The 16,058-nt window shown below is 70.3% G+C and carries 13 protein-coding genes and 1 other RNA gene; 10 read left to right on the forward strand and 4 right to left on the reverse strand.

The features are described 5' to 3' along the window. Positions 1-48: 48 nt before the first annotated feature. The 3 genes from glgB to DEI98_RS10250 all read right to left on the reverse strand — a co-directional run bounded on the left by glgB (position 49) and on the right by DEI98_RS10250 (position 6,872). Positions 49-2,601, reverse strand: coding sequence for a 1,4-alpha-glucan branching protein GlgB (glgB, locus tag DEI98_RS10240; protein WP_111100674.1), 2,553 nt, complete (start codon positions 2,599-2,601; stop codon positions 49-51). After that, the gene (locus DEI98_RS10245; RefSeq protein ID WP_181438009.1) at positions 2,598-4,598 is read right to left on the reverse strand and encodes an alpha-1,4-glucan--maltose-1-phosphate maltosyltransferase; all 2,001 of its coding nucleotides are present in this window, start codon (positions 4,596-4,598) and stop codon (positions 2,598-2,600) included. Before DEI98_RS10245 ends, glgB begins: the two co-directional genes overlap by 4 nt. 174 nt (positions 4,599-4,772) lie before the next feature. Beyond that, positions 4,773-6,872, reverse strand: coding sequence for a glycogen-debranching protein (locus DEI98_RS10250; RefSeq protein WP_111100675.1), 2,100 nt, complete (start codon positions 6,870-6,872; stop codon positions 4,773-4,775). Between the two features lie 59 nt (positions 6,873-6,931). Here DEI98_RS10250 and DEI98_RS10255 point away from each other — a divergent pair, with 59 nt between their 5' ends. From DEI98_RS10255 to DEI98_RS10265, 3 genes are all read left to right on the forward strand, one after another. Beyond that, positions 6,932-8,113, forward strand: a complete 1,182-nt coding sequence (locus tag DEI98_RS10255) for a cysteine desulfurase family protein (RefSeq protein ID WP_111100676.1) — start codon at positions 6,932-6,934, stop codon at positions 8,111-8,113. Positions 8,114-8,216: 103 nt separating this feature from the next. Beyond that, positions 8,217-9,020: a hypothetical protein gene (locus tag DEI98_RS10260; RefSeq protein ID WP_146243488.1), complete on the forward strand. Its 804-nt coding sequence runs from the start codon at positions 8,217-8,219 to the stop codon at positions 9,018-9,020. A 189-nt stretch (positions 9,021-9,209) separates the two neighbouring features. Beyond that, positions 9,210-9,707 carry a hypothetical protein gene (locus DEI98_RS10265; RefSeq protein WP_111100678.1) on the forward strand — a complete coding sequence of 166 codons (498 nt, stop codon included), beginning with the start codon at positions 9,210-9,212 and terminating at the stop codon, positions 9,705-9,707. Here the strand turns inward: DEI98_RS10265 and DEI98_RS10270 are convergent. Continuing rightward, positions 9,700-10,335, reverse strand: a complete 636-nt coding sequence (locus DEI98_RS10270; RefSeq protein ID WP_111100679.1) for a hypothetical protein — start codon at positions 10,333-10,335, stop codon at positions 9,700-9,702. The genes DEI98_RS10265 and DEI98_RS10270 overlap by 8 nt on opposite strands. A gap of 151 nt (positions 10,336-10,486) precedes the next feature. Between DEI98_RS10270 and DEI98_RS10275 the strand changes: the two genes are divergently transcribed. From DEI98_RS10275 to DEI98_RS10305, 7 genes are all read left to right on the forward strand, one after another. After that, a complete protein-coding gene (locus DEI98_RS10275; protein WP_214564971.1) occupies positions 10,487-10,981 on the forward strand; it encodes a GNAT family N-acetyltransferase in 495 nt (164 codons plus the stop codon). Between the two features lie 114 nt (positions 10,982-11,095). Beyond that, positions 11,096-12,205 (forward strand): peptide chain release factor 2, encoded by a 1,110-nt coding sequence (gene prfB, locus DEI98_RS10280; protein ID WP_110863996.1) that lies wholly within the window; start codon positions 11,096-11,098, stop codon positions 12,203-12,205. 61 nt (positions 12,206-12,266) lie between these two features. Further along, on the forward strand, positions 12,267-13,022 hold the full coding sequence (ftsE, locus tag DEI98_RS10285; protein WP_017888215.1) for a cell division ATP-binding protein FtsE: 756 nt from the start codon (positions 12,267-12,269) through the stop codon (positions 13,020-13,022). Then, entirely contained in the window at positions 13,019-13,933 is a 915-nt protein-coding gene (gene ftsX / locus DEI98_RS10290) for a permease-like cell division protein FtsX (RefSeq protein ID WP_027465852.1), read from the forward strand. Before ftsE ends, ftsX begins: the two co-directional genes overlap by 4 nt. A gap of 130 nt (positions 13,934-14,063) precedes the next feature. After that, positions 14,064-14,540: an SsrA-binding protein SmpB gene (smpB, locus tag DEI98_RS10295; RefSeq protein WP_027465851.1), complete on the forward strand. Its 477-nt coding sequence runs from the start codon at positions 14,064-14,066 to the stop codon at positions 14,538-14,540. Between the two features lie 95 nt (positions 14,541-14,635). Next, positions 14,636-15,012: a transfer-messenger RNA gene (ssrA, locus tag DEI98_RS10300) on the forward strand. Between the two features lie 161 nt (positions 15,013-15,173). Next, positions 15,174-16,049 (forward strand): hypothetical protein, encoded by an 876-nt coding sequence (locus tag DEI98_RS10305; protein WP_111100680.1) that lies wholly within the window; start codon positions 15,174-15,176, stop codon positions 16,047-16,049. Positions 16,050-16,058: the final 9 nt, after the last annotated feature.

Genomic DNA, 16,058 nt, shown 5'->3' on the forward strand with positions numbered 1-16,058 from the left:
ACCGGGCCTCCCGTCTGTCCGTCGGTCGCGTCGCGGACGCTGGCCGGGCTACTGGGCCAGCTTCAGCCAGACGGCACCGAGCGGCGGCACCACGAGGTGCGCCGAGGCGGGGCGGCCCGCCCACGGGGTGTCCTCTGCGGTGACGACGCCGAGGTTGCCGACTCCGGAGCCGCCGTACTCGGCAGCATCGGTGTTGAGCACCTCGTGCCACTCGCCGGCGGTCGGCAGCCCGAAGCGACGCTCCACCGGCACGCCGGAGAAGTTCACGAACACCGCGACCCGGTCGTCGCCGTCCTTCCGCAGGAACCCGAGGGTCGAGTGCGGTGCGTCGCCGCCCTCGAGCCACTCGAAGCCGTCGGCCGTCGAGTCGTGCGTCCAGAGCGCAGGGGAGTCCTTGTACACGCGGTTGAGCTCCGCGACGAGGTCCTGCACACCGCGGTGGCCGGGCTGGTCGAGGAGCCACCAGTCGAGGCCCTTCGCCTCGGACCACTCGGCGGGCTGCGCGAACTCCTGGCCCATGAAGAGCAGCTGCTTGCCGGGGTGCGCCCACATGAACGCCAGGTACGCACGCACGTTGGCGAGCTTCTGCCACTCGTCGCCGGGCATCTTGCCGTACAGGGAGCCCTTGCCGTGCACGACCTCGTCGTGGCTGATCGGCAGGGTGAACTGCTCGCTGAACGCGTAGACGAACGAGAACGTGATCTCGTCGTGGTGGTAGCTGCGGTACGCGGGGTCGCGCTGCACGTACTCGAGCGAGTCGTGCATCCACCCCATGTTCCACTTCTGCCCGAAGCCGAGTCCGCCAGCGCTCGTCGGCTGGGTCACGCCCGGCCACGAGGTGCTCTCCTCAGCGATCATCACGATGCCGGGGTAGCGCTTGTACGCCGTCGCGTTCGTCTCCTGCAGGAACGAGATCGCGTCGAGGTTCTCGCGGCCGCCGTGGATGTTCGGCAGCCAGTCGGTGCGGGAGTAGTCGAGGTACAGCATCGAGGCCACCGCGTCGACCCGCAGGCCGTCGATGTGGAACTCCTCGAACCAGTACAGCGCGTTCGCGACCAGGAAGTTGCGCACCTGCGGCTGTCCGAAGTCGAACACGTAGGTGCCCCAGTCGAGCTGCTCGCCGCGGCGGGGGTCCGGATGCTCGAACAGCGCGTAGCCGTCGAAGCGCCCGAGGGCCCATTCGTCCTTCGGGAAGTGCCCGGGGACCCAGTCCATGATCACGCCGATGCCCGCAGAGTGCAGGCGGTCGATCAGGTAGCGCAGGTCGTCCGGCGAACCGAAGCGCGCGGTCGGTGCGTAGTACCCGGTGACCTGGTAGCCCCACGAGCCGCCGAACGGGTGCTCGGCGAGCGGCAGGAACTCCACGTGGGTGAAGCCGGTGTACTCCATGTGCCCGATGAGCTGGTCGGCGACCTCGCGGTACGACAGGCCGGGGCGCCACGAGCCGAGGTGCACCTCGTAGACGCTCATCGGGGCGTCGTGCGTGGTGGTCTGTGCGCGGCGCTCCATCCATGCGGCGTCGCCCTCGGACCACGTGTACGTGGACTCGGTGACGACGGAGGCCGTGGCGGGCGCGATCTCGGCCTCGCGGGCGAACGGGTCGGCCCGCTCCACCCACCCGGAGTCGGTGAGGATCTGGAACTTGTAGCGCTGGCCGACGACGGCGCCGGGCCAGAACAGCTCCCAGACGCCGAGATCGCTCAGACGGCGCATCGCGGTGGTGCGACCTTCCCAGCCCTCGAAGTCACCGATCACCCGGACGGCGGTGGCCCGGGGTGCCCAGACGGCGAACGCGACACCGTCGACACCGTCGACCGTGCGGGCGTGTGCGCCGAGGTGGTGCCAGAGCTGCTCGTCACGGCCCTCGCCGAACAGGTGCAGGTCGAGCTCGCCGAGCGTCGGGGGGAACCGGTACGCGTCGTCGGTGGTCCAGGTGGCGTCGTCCTCGTCCGTGGACTCGTCGTAGTCGTACTCCGACTCGACGCGGTAGCGACCGAGGTTCTCGGCAGTGGCACCGGCCCAGAGCCCGTCGCCCTCGTGCGTGAGTTCGATGTCGTCGCCGTCGGGGCGCACGAGGCGCACCGCGCGGGCCAGGTGCCGGACGACGCGGACGCTGGTGCCGCCGTCGACCGGGTGCGGGCCGAGCACGTCGTGCGGCTGGGACCAGCGGCCCTCGGCCACCTGCAGACGCAGCCAGTCCTCGATCGGAGCCGGACGCGGATCCGTGGCCGCACCGGTGGCGGCCGGAGCCGAGGCAGCAGTCGGCGCCGGAGCAGCGGCGCTGGGGGCGACGGGCGCGTCGACGGAGGCCGGGCGGACCACGGGCGCAGCGCCGCTGGTCGGGGCCGTCGGGGCGTCCGACGATGCCGCGGCAGCCACGGACGGCTGCCGCGGGTGCGTCGGGTCGGCGGGGTGCCCGGCGAGCGTGGCGGACTCCGCCACGCCGCGGTCGGGCGCCTCGCGCTGCGCCGGCGGAGCGCCGGGCAGGTCCTCGTCGGGCGCGGACACCTTCGGCTCGTACCGCGGCACGGCCGGCGGCGGAGGCGGCACCGGCGGGACGGCCGGTCCGCGCTTCGTGGGGTCGGTCGGTTCGGGGGTCATCGGTGGGGTCCTTCCACGACGAGCAGGTGCACGGGCTCCTGGAACGCGTCCAGGCGGACGTAGTTCGACGCGCCCCAGGTCCAGCGCTGACCGGTCACGACGTCACGGACGTCGAACAGGCCCTCGGTCGGCAGACCGAGTGCGGCGAGGTCCAGGTGCACGGTGGTCTCACGGGCGGAGTGCGGGTCGACGTTGGCGACCACGATCACGGTGTCGGCGCGTCCTGACCGGATGTACTCGCCCGACAGGTGCTTCGAGTAGACGACGATCGCCGGGTCGTCGGCGGCGTGCACGTGCAGGTTCCGCAGCTGTCGCAGCGCGGGGTGCGCCGCCCGGAGGCGGTTGAGCATCGTCACGTACGGCGCGAGCGACGCACCCTCGGCCTCGGCCAGGGCGAAGTCGCGCGGCTTGTACTCGTACTTCTCGTTGTCGATGTTCTCTTCCGAGCCCGGACGGGCGACGTCCTCGAACAGCTCGTACCCGGCGTACATACCCCACGTCGGCGCACCGGTGGCGGCGAGTGCCGCGCGCACCTTGTAGCCGGCACGGCCGCCGAACTGCAGGTACTCGGTGAGGATGTCGGGCGTGTTCACGAAGAGGTTCGGGCGCAGGTAGTCGCTCGTCTCGTGCGAGAGCTCCGTGAAGTAGTCCTCGATCTCGTCCTTCGTGTTGCGCCAGGTGAAGTACGAGTACGACTGCTGGAACCCGGCCTCGGCGAGCGCGCGCATCATCGCCGGGCGGGTGAACGCCTCGGCGAGGAACACGGTGTCGGGGTGCTCGTCGCGGATCTCACGGATGACCCGTTCCCAGAACCAGAGCGGCTTGGTGTGCGGGTTGTCGACGCGGAAGATCCGGATGCCGAAGTCGATCCAGTGCCGCAGGACACGCTCGACCTCGGTGACCAGGCCCTCGGGGTCGGTGTCGAACTGGATCGGGTAGATGTCCTGGTAGCGCTTCGGCGGGTTCTCGGCGGTCGCGATGGAGCCATCGGCACGCTGCGTGAACCACTCCGGGTGCTGGGTGACCCAGGGGTGGTCGGGGGAGCACTGCAGCGCGAAGTCGAGCGCGACCTCCATGCCGGTGTTCTTCGCCGTCTCGACGAAGTCGCGGAAGTCGTCCTCGGTGCCGAGGTCGGGGTGGATCGCGTCGTGCCCGCCCTCGGGGGAGCCGATCGCCCAGGGGCTGCCGGGGTCGTTCGGCCCGGGCGTGAGCGTGTTGTTCGGCCCCTTGCGGGCGGTGGTGCCGATGGGGTGGATCGGCGGCAGGTAGATGACGTCGAAGCCCATCCGGGCGACGGCGGGCAGCCGGCGGGCCGCGGTGCGGAAGTCGCCGCTCTTCCAGGAGCCGTCGGGGTTCTTCTTCGCGCCTTCGGAGCGGGGGAAGAACTCGTACCAGGCGCCGACGCCGGCGCGGGTGCGTTCGACGTCGAGCAGCTGGGTGGCGGAGTGGGTCCGGAGCGAGGTGAGCGGGGCTTCCTCGACCTCGGCGACGATCCGCGGGTCGTCGACGGCGGCCAGGCGCTCGGCCGGGTCGAGGTCGGTGTCGCGGACGCGTGCAGCGGCACGGGTGGCGGCGGGGGAGTCGGTCTCCTCGGCCAGCCGGTCGAGCAGCACGGCACCGTCGAGCAGGGTCGCCTCGGTGTCGACGCCGGCCGCGATCTTCAGGCGTGCGCCGTGCAGCCAGCTCGCCCAGTCGTCGGAGTACGACTCGACGTGCCACGTCCAGACGCCGACGTGGTCGACCTGCACCGTGGCTTCGTAGCGGTCGGTGCCGGGGGCACCGAGGGTCATGGGGACGGTGCGGGTTCCACCGTCTGGGCGTTCGAGGACGAGGTCGGCGCCGATGATGCCGTGTCCTTCTCGGAAGACGGTTGCACCGAACGTGATCACCTCGCCGTCGAATGCCTTGCCGGGGAAGCCGTTCGGCGTCCTCGGGGCGAGCTCGGTGATCGGGATGCGCCCGATCTTCGGGCGGCGGGGTCGGTCTGCGGTGGCCACGGAAGCGACGCTACCCGGCGAGCGGCTCCGCGTTCCCCGGAATCGGTCCGCTGTGGAGGGCCGGGCGCGCCGTGGAGCCTGTTGAGGACTGGACGGGAGGCCCGTGGCGGGGCCGCCACGGGCCTCCCGTCCGCCACCCGGTCACGACGCCGGGCCGCACCCGCCTGCTCGGCGCTACGCCACCTCGAACAGGTGGATGCCGGGGCCGTAGGCGGTGAAGACCTGCCCGGCGGGACGAAGGCGCTCGTGGTCGCGGTGCTTCTCGCTCGACCAGGCCAGGCGGTACCCGAGGACGTCCTGGCGCACCGGCAGGGTCAGGTCTCGGGTGCGGCCGCTGCCGTGCACGACCACCAGGACGCGGTCGAAGGGCTCGTGTTCGGGCGTCGACTCGACGAAGTACTGCAGGGCGCGGTGCACGGGCTGGTCCCAGCCCTCGATCGTCATCGGGTGCCCGTCCGGCCCGTACCAGGACATGCGAGAGGCCCCGGGGGTCTCCTGCCCCTCGACGCCGAAGCGGGTGGGGCGGAGCGACGGGTGCGCCTGCCGGAACCGGGCCAGCGCGGCGACGGCCTCGGTCATCGTCTCGGCGTCCTCGTCGTCGGACCAGTCCACCGGGGTCAGGTCGTCGGACACCACGTAGGCGTTGTTGTTGCCGTGCTGCGTGCGGCTCCGCTCGTCGCCGGCGGTGAGCATCGGCACCCCGGCGGAGAGCATCAGGGTCGCCACCAGGTTGCGCATCGACCGGCCGCGCGCGGCGCGGACCCCGCGGTCGGCGGTGTCACCCTCGATGCCGTGGTTGAACGAGCGGTTGTCGTTCGAGCCGTCGCGGTTGTCCTCGCCGTTGGCCTCGTTGTGCTTGCCGTCGTACGACACCAGGTCGAGCAGGGTGAAGCCGTCGTGCGCGGTGACGAAGTTGACGCTCGCCAGCGGGCCGCGATCGGCGCCGAAGACGTGACGCGACCCGGTCAGGGCTCCGGCGAGCGCACCGATCCCGGTCTGCGGCAGGCCGGTGCGGCGCTCCTCGGCGATGTCGGTGAGCCAGAACTGGCGGACCGTGTTGCGGAACCCGTCGTTCCACTCGCTCGTGCGGTGCCCGGCCGCGCCGAACTCCCCGGTCTTCCAGCCGTCCGGGCCGACGTCCCACGGCTCGGCGATCACCAGGGTGTCCTGCAGGTCCGGGTGGTTCCGGATGCGCTCGAGCAGCGGGTGCGACGGGTCGAACCGGTGCTCGCCGTCGCGGGCCAGGGCGGCCATCAGGTCGAAGCGGAACCCGTCGACCTGGACCTCGCGCGCCCAGTACACCAGGCTGTCGACGATGAGGTCCGCCGTCGCCTCGACCGAGGTGTCGAGCGTGTTCCCGCACCCGGTGGTGTCGTAGTAGGTGTCCCGGCGGGGCGGGTCGGTCTGCGCCCAGCGGTAGCGGTTCGCGCCGTCGATGCCGCGCAGGCTCGTCGTCGGACCGCCCAGGCCCTCTTCCGCGGTGTGGTTGTAGACGACGTCCAGGACGACCTGGATGTTGGCCTCGTGCAGCAGCCGGACCATGCCCTTGAACTCGCGCAGGACGGCGTCGGCGCCCTCCTGCTGCGCCGGTGCCGAGGCGTGCGCGGCGTGCGGGGCGAAGAACCCGAGCGTGTTGTAGCCCCAGGCGTTCTGCCGGCCGGCATCGCGGAGCCACCGCTCGGTGTCGAACGCCTGCACGGGCAGCAGCTCGAGCGTCGTGACGCCGATGCGGTGCAGGTGCGCGATCGTGCTCTCGTGGGCGACCCCGGCGTACGTGCCGCGCAGGTGGTCCGGCAGGTGCGGGTTCGCGGCCGTCAGGGTGCGGACGTTCGCCTCGTAGACGACGGCACGGTCGAGCGGGACCTGCGGCTTCACGACGCCGCCCCAGTCGAACGCGTCGTCGACGACCACGCTGGTCCAGCGGGGGCCGGCCGCCTCGTCGTCGCCGGTCGGCAGGATGCCCCGCGCGTACGGGTCGAGCAGCGGACGCGTCGGGTCGAACTCGTGCCGCGGCCCGACCGGCCCGTCGACGAGCAGGTGGTAGCGGTCGCCGGGCACGACCCCGGGGACCTCGCCGGTCCACACGTCCGTGTCCGGCACCCGCTCGAGCGCGTACCGCGTCGGCCGCACGTCGGAGGGGTCGGCTCCGTCGGCGCTCCCCGCGCTCGCCACGACCAGGACGACGTCCGTCGCCGTCGCGGACCGCAGGGTGAACCGGGGGACGGTCCCGCCCAGGGAGAACCCCGGCGTCAGGTCGATCGCTGTCTCGTGCACGCGACAAGGGTACGAGGACCGGCGCGTATCCTGGACACTGCTCGATCCAGGGGGTGCATTTGTCGGTCTACCTCGACCACGCCGCGACGACGCCGATCCTGCCGGAGGCGCTCGCCGCCTTCACCGATGCCCTGGGCACCGTCGGCAACCCGTCGTCCATCCACAGCGCCGGTCAGCGCGCCAAGATGCTGCTCGAGGACGGCCGCGCCGCCGTCGCCCGCTCGCTCGACGCCGACCCGGTGGAGGTCGTGTTCACCTCCGGCGGCACCGAGAGCATCAACCTCGCCGTGAAGGGCCTGTTCTGGGCTCGCCAGCGCGACCGCCAGCGGCCCCGCATCGTCGTCCCGGGCGGCGAGCACCACGCCACCGTCGACACCCTGACCTGGCTGGAGACGCACGAGGGCGCCGTCATCGACGTGGTCCCGTTGGACGCGCAGGGTCGCGTCGACCTCGCCGGACTGGAGGCGCGGCTCGCCGACGCCTCGGACGTCGCCCTGGTCACGTTCCTGTGGGCGAACAACGAGGTGGGCACCATCCAGCCCGTGTCACGGATCGTCGAGCTCGCGCACGCCGCAGGCGTGCCCGTGCACAGCGACGCGGTCGCCGCCTACGGGCAGGTGCCGGTGTCGTTCGCCGGGTCCAGCCTCGACGCCCTCAGCGTCTCCGCGCACAAGATCGGCGGGCCCGTCGGCATCGGTGCACTCGTGCTCGGACGGAAGGCCACCGTCGAACCCCTCATCCACGGCGGGGGGCAGCAGCGGCAGGTGCGGAGCGGCACGCAGGACGCCCCGGCGGCTGCGGCCTTCGGCGTCGCGGCCAGCGCGGTCGTCGCCGAGCCGATGCCGCACCCGTCGCTCGTCGCCCTGCGGGACCGCCTGGTCGCCGGGGTCCGTGCGGCCGTGCCGTCTGCGGTGCTGATGGGGGACCCGGTCGACCGGCTGCCCGGCAACGCGCACTTCACGTTCCCCGGGTGCGAGGGCGATTCGCTCCTGTTCCTGCTCGACGCCGCCGGGGTCGCGGTGTCGACCGGGTCGGCGTGCCAGGCCGGTGTGCCCGAGGCGTCGCACGTGCTGCTCGCGATGGGACTGTCGGAGCAGGACGCCCGTGGTGCGCTCCGGATCACGCTCGGCCACACGACGACCGATGCCGACGTCGACGCGTTCCTGACGGCACTGCCCGATGCCGTCGCTCGGGCCGGTGCCGCTGGGATGGCGTCGCGGGAGCCGCTGCTCGGGCGGTAGTGGTTGACTCCGGCGCAGTCAATTCGGCTTGCGCCTGGGTGGGACACCGGCGATCTCGGCTGCGACGCTGACGCCGGTCCCCTTCCAGGGCATACTGCTGCTCGTGGTGCCGAGGCCGGACGACGTACACGACGCAGGGGACGTCCGCCGTCCAGCGCGAGTCCGACCGCCGCGGGACGACAACTGGTACCGCTCGACCGAGTGGGACGACGAGATCGCTGCGGCGTTCGAAGCGAAGCTCGCACGTGCGAGATCGTCCAGGCTCGAGTACATCCGCATCCAGGGGGTGACCCTCGCCCTGCAGGGCGCCGAAGACGAGGGCGTCCGCGAGGTCGGTCGGGGGCTGCTCGTCCGGTTCATGGCGGAGATCGAGGCCGTCGGCGGGTCGCAGGCGCGCGTGAACGGCGGCGGGGAGGTGCTCGCGATGTCGCTGGCGTTGTCGGGACGTCTGCGTGACGCCGCTGACGAGTACTGGAGCGTCCTCCGGCGGATCGCCGAGTGCGGCTCCGACTCGTTCACCACCGGCATGTCGGAGGTCCTCCTGGCCGAGGTGCTCCTGCAGCTCGGCGATCCCTCGTCGCTCGCCGAGGCGGACGCACTGGTCGCCGGCGCCGAGGACTCGATCCGGAGGACGGCGTTCTTCCGCGACCGCGTCGTCCGGTACCTGACTGCGCGCGCCCGCGTTGCGAGCCGGCTGGGCGACCCGGAGTCGGCATCCGGGCACGCGCACGCCGCACTGACGGTGCTCGGGATCGAGGGCAACCCGTTCCCTCGGCACCCGGGTGTCGGGGTGCCGACCGTTGATGCGGACCTGCGTGTGGAGCTGACGCGATTGGCAGAAGGGCTTCGGCCCGTGGCGGCTCGGCGACGGTCGTTCCGGTTTCCGTTCCGCAAGGGACGACCGTGACGGGCTAGTGATCCGGTGCTCCTCGCGTCGGCTGAGCAGGCACTGGCGGTTGCGCGGTCTCGGGTACGTGACGGCACTGCGGAAGCAGTCACCGGGAGCGGCGAGATGGACGGACGTCCGCCGGTAGCCTGAGCCCGTGACCACTCCGAGCCCACAGGGCAGCGCCGATCTGCGCCGGGAGCACTGACCGTGGTCACGAGTGGCGGCGAGCACCACCCGCGGAACGGCACCCGGGGGGACAGCCGCTGGGCCGTCCCGATCCGTCGGGTCTTCCCCTGGTGGTACCTCAGCGGTGCGGTTGCGACGATGGCGATCCTGATCGTGGTCGATCCCGGCGGCAGCCAGGCCACGGTGGCCTTCTGGGGACCGACGATCGGGATCGCGATACAGGACCGCGAGCGAGCTGCGCGTGCTCGACTGGACCGCGGCCTCCCGGTCGCCCGACGGTCGATCCTGTCGCCTCCGTGGCTCGAACCGACCTGCGCGGTGTTGCTCACCGGCGTGGCCGTCGGACTCGGCATGCTCATCAACGCGCTCTTCGGACACAGCACGTCCGTCACGACGTGGGTCGGAGCGGGGGTGTTCCTCGGGAGCGCCGCGTCGTTGGTCGGTCTCCTGCTGGTCCTGAGGAACCGACGTCGCCAACGGTCGAGCGGTGCGGACGGCCAGCCGGACGACGTCAGCTGACGGGGCGCTCCGAGAGGAACCGCCCGGCTCGTCGGTACTGCACGGCCAGTTGCACGAGCCCGAGCACCACCGCGAACGACGCGACGAGCTCGATCAGCTTGATGGGCAGACTGTCCGTGCTCACCGCCGTCGAGGCGGCGAACAGCATCACGGCGCCGACGATCGGCAGGATCCCGAGCGTGGCTCGACGGTTCTGCAGGGCCACCGCGACGACGATGTCCGCGTGCTCGTCGTCGATCGGCTCCTTGCCGGCGATCTGACGCCGCACCGACCGCTGCTCCGCGCGGGAGAGCGGGCTGCTCACCGATCGCCAGCGAGTGACGTAGTGACCGGAGCGGAACGCCCACACGAAACCGACGATGCCGACGACCAGCCCGAGCAGCAACAGCAGGAGCTGGACGAGCAGCTGCAGGCCATCGCGGCCACTCGCGTGGTTGCTCCCGGTGGCCGGCACCAGCACCAGTGCCAGGACCACCCCGACCGCCCACGACACCAGGACGAGTGCCCCCGCCCACACGAAGACGCGCGTCCGGCGACGGCGGAGCCCGTCGTCACTCTGGCCGTCGGCGAGCCGGGCGGCGGCTGCCCAACGCTCGGCTCCGGCTGGGTCGGTTGCGGGGCTGGTCATCGTTCGGGTCCTGACGTCGAGAGTCTCTCGACTCTACGGGTCACGGTCGGTGCGGGTCGCGCGCGCGACCCCGGAAGCGACTGGCGTCGGATCCGCAGGAGGGGATCGCCACCGACCCGCTTCGTTGTGATACTTGGACATGCTCGAGTTGGTGAGACCGCAGACGGCGTTGTACGAGGCGTGGGCCGAAGCGCATGCCGAGTGGGGGCCGGGTGTGCACGAGGACGGATTCGGGATCACCGCGCACGACGACGTCGGCGACGAGGACGGGTTCCGCACCTGGGTCGGCCGACTGCACGCCAGACCCGGGGCCCTCTGGTGGATCGTCGAGGACGGCCGCGTCCTGGGCGGGATCGCACTCCGGGCGCCGGGAGACGCGGCCGGCGTGCAGCGGTTCGGCCACGTCGGGTACGGGATCCGCCCCTCGGCGAGGGGCCGAGGCGTGGCGACCTGGGCGCTGGGCCAGGTGCTCGCGCACGCATCGCGCGTCGGGATCGACCCGGTGATCGCCGTCTGCCGTGACGACAACGACGGCTCCATCGGAGTGTTGGAGCACTACGACGCCGTCCTGCTGTCGACCGAGCGCCGCGGTGGCGTGCGGCTGCGACGGTACGCGATCGCCAGGTCGCACCGGAGACCCGGATGACGGGGCCGGGGCGGGGGTGCGAGGCGTTCGGAGGAAGACCGCGACCAGCGAGGCGGACCCGCACCGGGCCTCCCGGTCGGCCGAGTCGGACTCGCGCCGGTAGGATCGATGACCATGGTCGAACTGGACTTCACCGAGCAGCTCTCCGCCCTTCGCGAGACCTTCGGCAACATCCGCTCGGTGGTCGACGTCGACCGCCTGCAGCGTGAGATCGCCGACCTCAGCGAGCAGGCCGGGGCCCAGGACCTCTGGGACGACGTCGACCACGCGCAGCAGGTGACGAGCGCGCTCTCGCACCGCCAGTCGGAGCTGAAGAAGATCACCGACACCGAGCAGCGCATCGACGACCTCGAGGTGCTGGTCGAGATGGCCAACGAGGGCGACGACCAGGAGTCCGCCGACGAAGCCCTCGCCGAGCTCAAGGCGATCCAGAAGATGATCGGCGACTTCGAGGTGCAGACGCTCCTCGACGGCGAGTACGACGACCGTCCCGCGGTCATCACGATCCGCGCCGGTGCGGGTGGTGTCGACGCGGCGGACTTCGCCGAGATGCTCCTCCGCATGTACCTCCGGTACGCCGAGCAGCACAACTACAAGACCACCGTGATGGACACCTCGTACGCCGAAGAAGCGGGCATCAAGTCCGCGACGTTCGAGATCGACGCCCCGCACGCGTTCGGCACACTGTCGGTCGAGGCCGGCACCCACCGCCTGGTGCGGATGTCGCCGTTCGGTGCCGCCGGCAAGCGCCAGACCTCCTTCGCCGCGGTCGAGGTCATCCCGCTCATGCCGGAGACCGCCGTCATCGACATCCCCGAGAACGACATCCGCGTCGACGTGTTCCGCTCGTCGGGCCCCGGCGGCCAGTCCGTCAACACGACCGACTCCGCGGTGCGCCTGACGCACATCCCGACCGGCACCGTCGTCTCGATGCAGAACGAGAAGTCGCAGATCCAGAACCGTGCGGCCGCCATGCGCGTGCTGCAGTCGCGCCTGCTCCTCCTGAAGAAGGAAGAGGAGAACGCGAAGAAGAAGGAACTCGCCGGCAACATCACGGCGAGCTGGGGCGACCAGATCCGCTCCTACGTCCTGGCGCCGTACCAGATGGTCAAGGACCTCCGGACGGAGCACGAGGTGAACAACCCCTCAGCCGTGTTCGACGGCGATCTGGACGGCTTCATCAACGCGGGCATCCGCTGGCGCAAGCAATCCGCTGCCGAGTAGGGGTTCCTGAGCCGCGCGCCTCGCTTGCTTTCCAAGCGGGGCGACCTACCCTGATCCGGTCATGATCAAATTCGACCAGGTCACCAAGGTCTACTCGGGCAACCCGAGTCCGGCGCTCGACAACCTCACCCTCGAGATCCTCAAGGGTGAGTTCGTGTTCCTCGTGGGCGCGTCCGGTTCCGGCAAGTCCAGCTTCCTGCGCCTCGTGCTCAAGGAAGAGAAGCCCACCAGCGGGCAGATCCACGTGCTCGGGCAGCGCCTCGGGTCCCTGGCATCGCGGAAGGTCCCGTACTTCCGCCGCAACCTCGGCGTGGTGTTCCAGGACTTCCGTCTGCTGCCGAACAAGAACGTGTTCGACAACGTCGCGTTCTCGCTGCAGGTCATCGGCAAGAGCAAGGGCTTCATCAGCGAGGCCGTGACCGACGTGCTGAAGCTCGTCGGGCTCGCCGGCAAGGCCACTCGCATGCCGCACGAACTCTCCGGTGGTGAGCAGCAGCGTGTGGCCATCGCCCGCGCCGTCGTGAACAAGCCGGCGATCCTGCTGGCCGACGAGCCCACCGGAAACCTGGACCCCACGACGTCCGCCGGCATCATGGCGCTCCTCGAACGCATCAACCAGGGAGGCACCACCGTGCTGATGGCGACGCACGACGCCAGCATCGTGAACCAGATGCAGCGTCGGGTCATCGAGCTCTCGAACGGCACCGTCCTGCGCGACGAACAGTCCGGCGGCTACCAGACCCAGGCCGTCCCGATCCAGCGAGGCACCGTGTCCAACACCACCGGCATCCAGACGATCCCGGGGCTCATCCGATGAGGCTCGGGCTCGTCATGTCCGAGGTCGGCTCGGGCCTGCGGCGCAATGCGTCGATGGTCGTCTCCGTCGTCCTCGTGACCTTCATCTCCCTGACCTTCGTCGGCACGGCGATCCTGCTCCAGATGCAGATCAACCAGATGAAGGGGTACTGGTACGACCGGGCGCAGGTCGCCGTCTACCTGTGTACCGACACCGACACCACGGGCAACTGCACCGGCGCGAAGGCCACCGCCGACCAGCGCGAGCAGGTCCAGGCGCAGCTCGACTCGTCGACGCTCAAGCCGTACATCGAGAAGACCTACTACGAGAACCAGGACCAGGCCTTCACCCGGTTCAAGGAGCAGTTCAAGGACTCGGCCGCGACGGAGTTCGTCAAGCCGGAGTACCTGAACGAGACCTTCTGGGTGAACCTGAAGAACCCGTCGCAGGCAGACGTCCTGGTCGAGAGCCTGTCGAAGGTCGCAGGCGTGCAGAGCGTCGTCGATCAACGCGGGTACCTGCAGCCGATCTTCAACCTGCTCAACGCGTCGTCGTACACGGCGATCGGCATCGCGGCGCTCATGCTCGTGGCCGCGGTGCTGCTCATCGCGACGACGATCCGCCTGTCGGCGTTCAGTCGACGGCGAGAGCTCGGCATCATGCGGCTCGTCGGTGCGTCGAACCGGTTCATCCAGACACCGTTCGTGCTAGAGGGGGTGATCGCCGCCGCCATCGGAGCCGTCCTCGCCGGTGGCGCCATCACCGCCGTGGTCTGGTTCTTCGTCCGGAACTTCCTGGCGGAGCGCTTCACCGGCACGGCGTTCATCGGCATGGGGGACGCGGCCATCGTGGTCCCCGCGGTGATCGTGATCGGGGTGCTCCTCGCCGCGGCGTCGGCGTCGATCGCCATCCGCCGGTACCTGAAGGTCTGACGAGCACAGCATCCGCGAGCGGGCGGCGCGCCGGGAAGGTGCGCCGCCCGCTTCGTGTTGAGTAGTCTGTAGGGCTGCGCGGAACCACCCACGCAGCGCACTGCACCGGTCACCATCGAGAGGAGTCGTCATGGCGAAGGAACGCGGGGAGAAGATCGTCGCGACGAACCGTCGCGCCCGGCACGACTACCTCATCGAGGACACGTACGAAGCGGGCATGGTCCTGTCCGGCACCGAGGTGAAGTCCCTGCGGATGGGGCGCGCGTCCCTGGTCGACGGGTACGCCTACATCGACGGTGGCGAAGCGTGGATCGACGCCGTGCACATCCCGGAGTACACCGAGGGCACCTGGAACAACCACTCGCCGCGGCGGAAGCGCAAGCTGCTCCTGCACAAGCAGCAGATCGTGAAGATCTCGCACAAGACGGCGCAGGGCGGCTACACCCTCGTGCCGCTGCAGATCTACTTCCACGACGGTCGGGCCAAGATCGAGATCGCCGTCGCGAAGGGCAAGCGCGAGTTCGACAAGCGCCAGGCCCTGCGCGAGAAGACCGACAAGCGTGAGGCCGAGCGGGCCATGCGCACCCGGAACCGCGTCGGAGAGTAGCGCCGACGCACCTCCTCGGCTAGACTGAGGGACTGCTCCGACAGGGGCATTGGCAACTCAACAGCGTGACAGCGGCTCGCACGTCCGGCCCGCATGGGGATGATCGGTTTCGACATTGCCTGTGTGCCGACGGGAAGCGGGCCGAGGACCCACGGTTATCTCGTAAACGATCCGTGGAAAACAACAAGTGCCAATTCCAAGCGCACTGACTTCGCTCTCGCTGCGTAAGCAGCCCAGCACATGAAGTCCGTCGGCCAGGTGACCGTCTTCTAACCTGATCCCGACGTCATCCAGAGGACTTGCTGCACGGTTGCGCCTCAGGGCCGTGCGGGACTTGCACTGAGACTGGGCCCGTCGTCCTAGAAGCCGGTAGCAAAGGACGGGGCCGAGCAGAACGAACTATCCGGATACGCCCGTAGAAGACGTCGAATTGCAGCGATGGACGGGGGTTCGATTCCCCCCATCTCCACCATTCGCCGAACGACGACCGCTGTCACGCTGCGCCACCTGAACGCCCCGACACCGTCCCCTGGACAGTGCCGGGGCGTTCGCTGTTCCGCCACGTCCGAGGACTACGCTCCGGAGCAGGCGCGCAGAACACGCTCGCGTCGAACCCGAACGAGAGGTCAGCACGTGGTGCAGGAGATCGCGATCCGTGTCCGTCTGCGGGAGCAAGAACGAGTGGTGCTCAGCGAGTACGAGCGGATCGTGGGCTCCGTCGCCACGGTCGCCGCTCTCGCCGCATGGCTGCCGAACCCCGACACCCGTCTGGTCGTTCGCGGCCGCGGCGCGGAGCCGGTTCGCCTCGAGACCGTCACCTACGGCTCGGTAGTCGAGATGCTCGTCGTGCTCGACCAGCGCTCCGCCGGGGTCGAACGTGCCGCCGCAGCCATCGCCGCGCTCATCGAGTCGGTCCGCCACGAGCACGTCGCCGACGACGTCTCCGGGGTCGCCGGGGAACTCGATCGGCTCGACCGCGCTGCCCCGCGCGGACGCTCCGCCGTGGAACGCGCCCTGCGCACGTTCCTCGAGGGGGCACGGTCCGACGTCCTCGAGCGCAAGACGACCACCCGGGTCCGGACCGCGCAGGCGCTGCTCCGACTCGCCGAGGCGGACGCGGTCCTGGCGGTGGAGCGGGTCGCCGACGCCCTGGCACCGGTGCTCGAGGAGCACGCGGTCGACGTCGAGCTGGACACCGGCTCGGCCGTGGTCGTCGAGCCGATCGACGGGGTGGAGTCGCCGGAGACCGAGGCTGCGTCCGACGACGCCGACGCCTCGCAGGCGGAGCCGGGGGCCGTGTCGGCCGTCCTGCCGCTGCCGACGGGTGCGAGCAAGGCGAAGTCGAAGAAGGACGACGACGGCAAGAAGAAGTCGAAGAAGGACGACGACGCGAAGAAGAAGTCCAAGAAGGACGACGACGCGAAGAAGAAGTCGAAGAAGGACGACGACGGCAAGAAGAAGTCGAAGAAGGACGACGACGCGAAGAAGAAGTCCAAGAAGAAGAAGTAGCTCGCAGCC

The organism is Curtobacterium sp. MCLR17_034 (genome assembly GCF_003234485.1).
Taxonomy (GTDB): domain Bacteria; phylum Actinomycetota; class Actinomycetes; order Actinomycetales; family Microbacteriaceae; genus Curtobacterium; species Curtobacterium flaccumfaciens.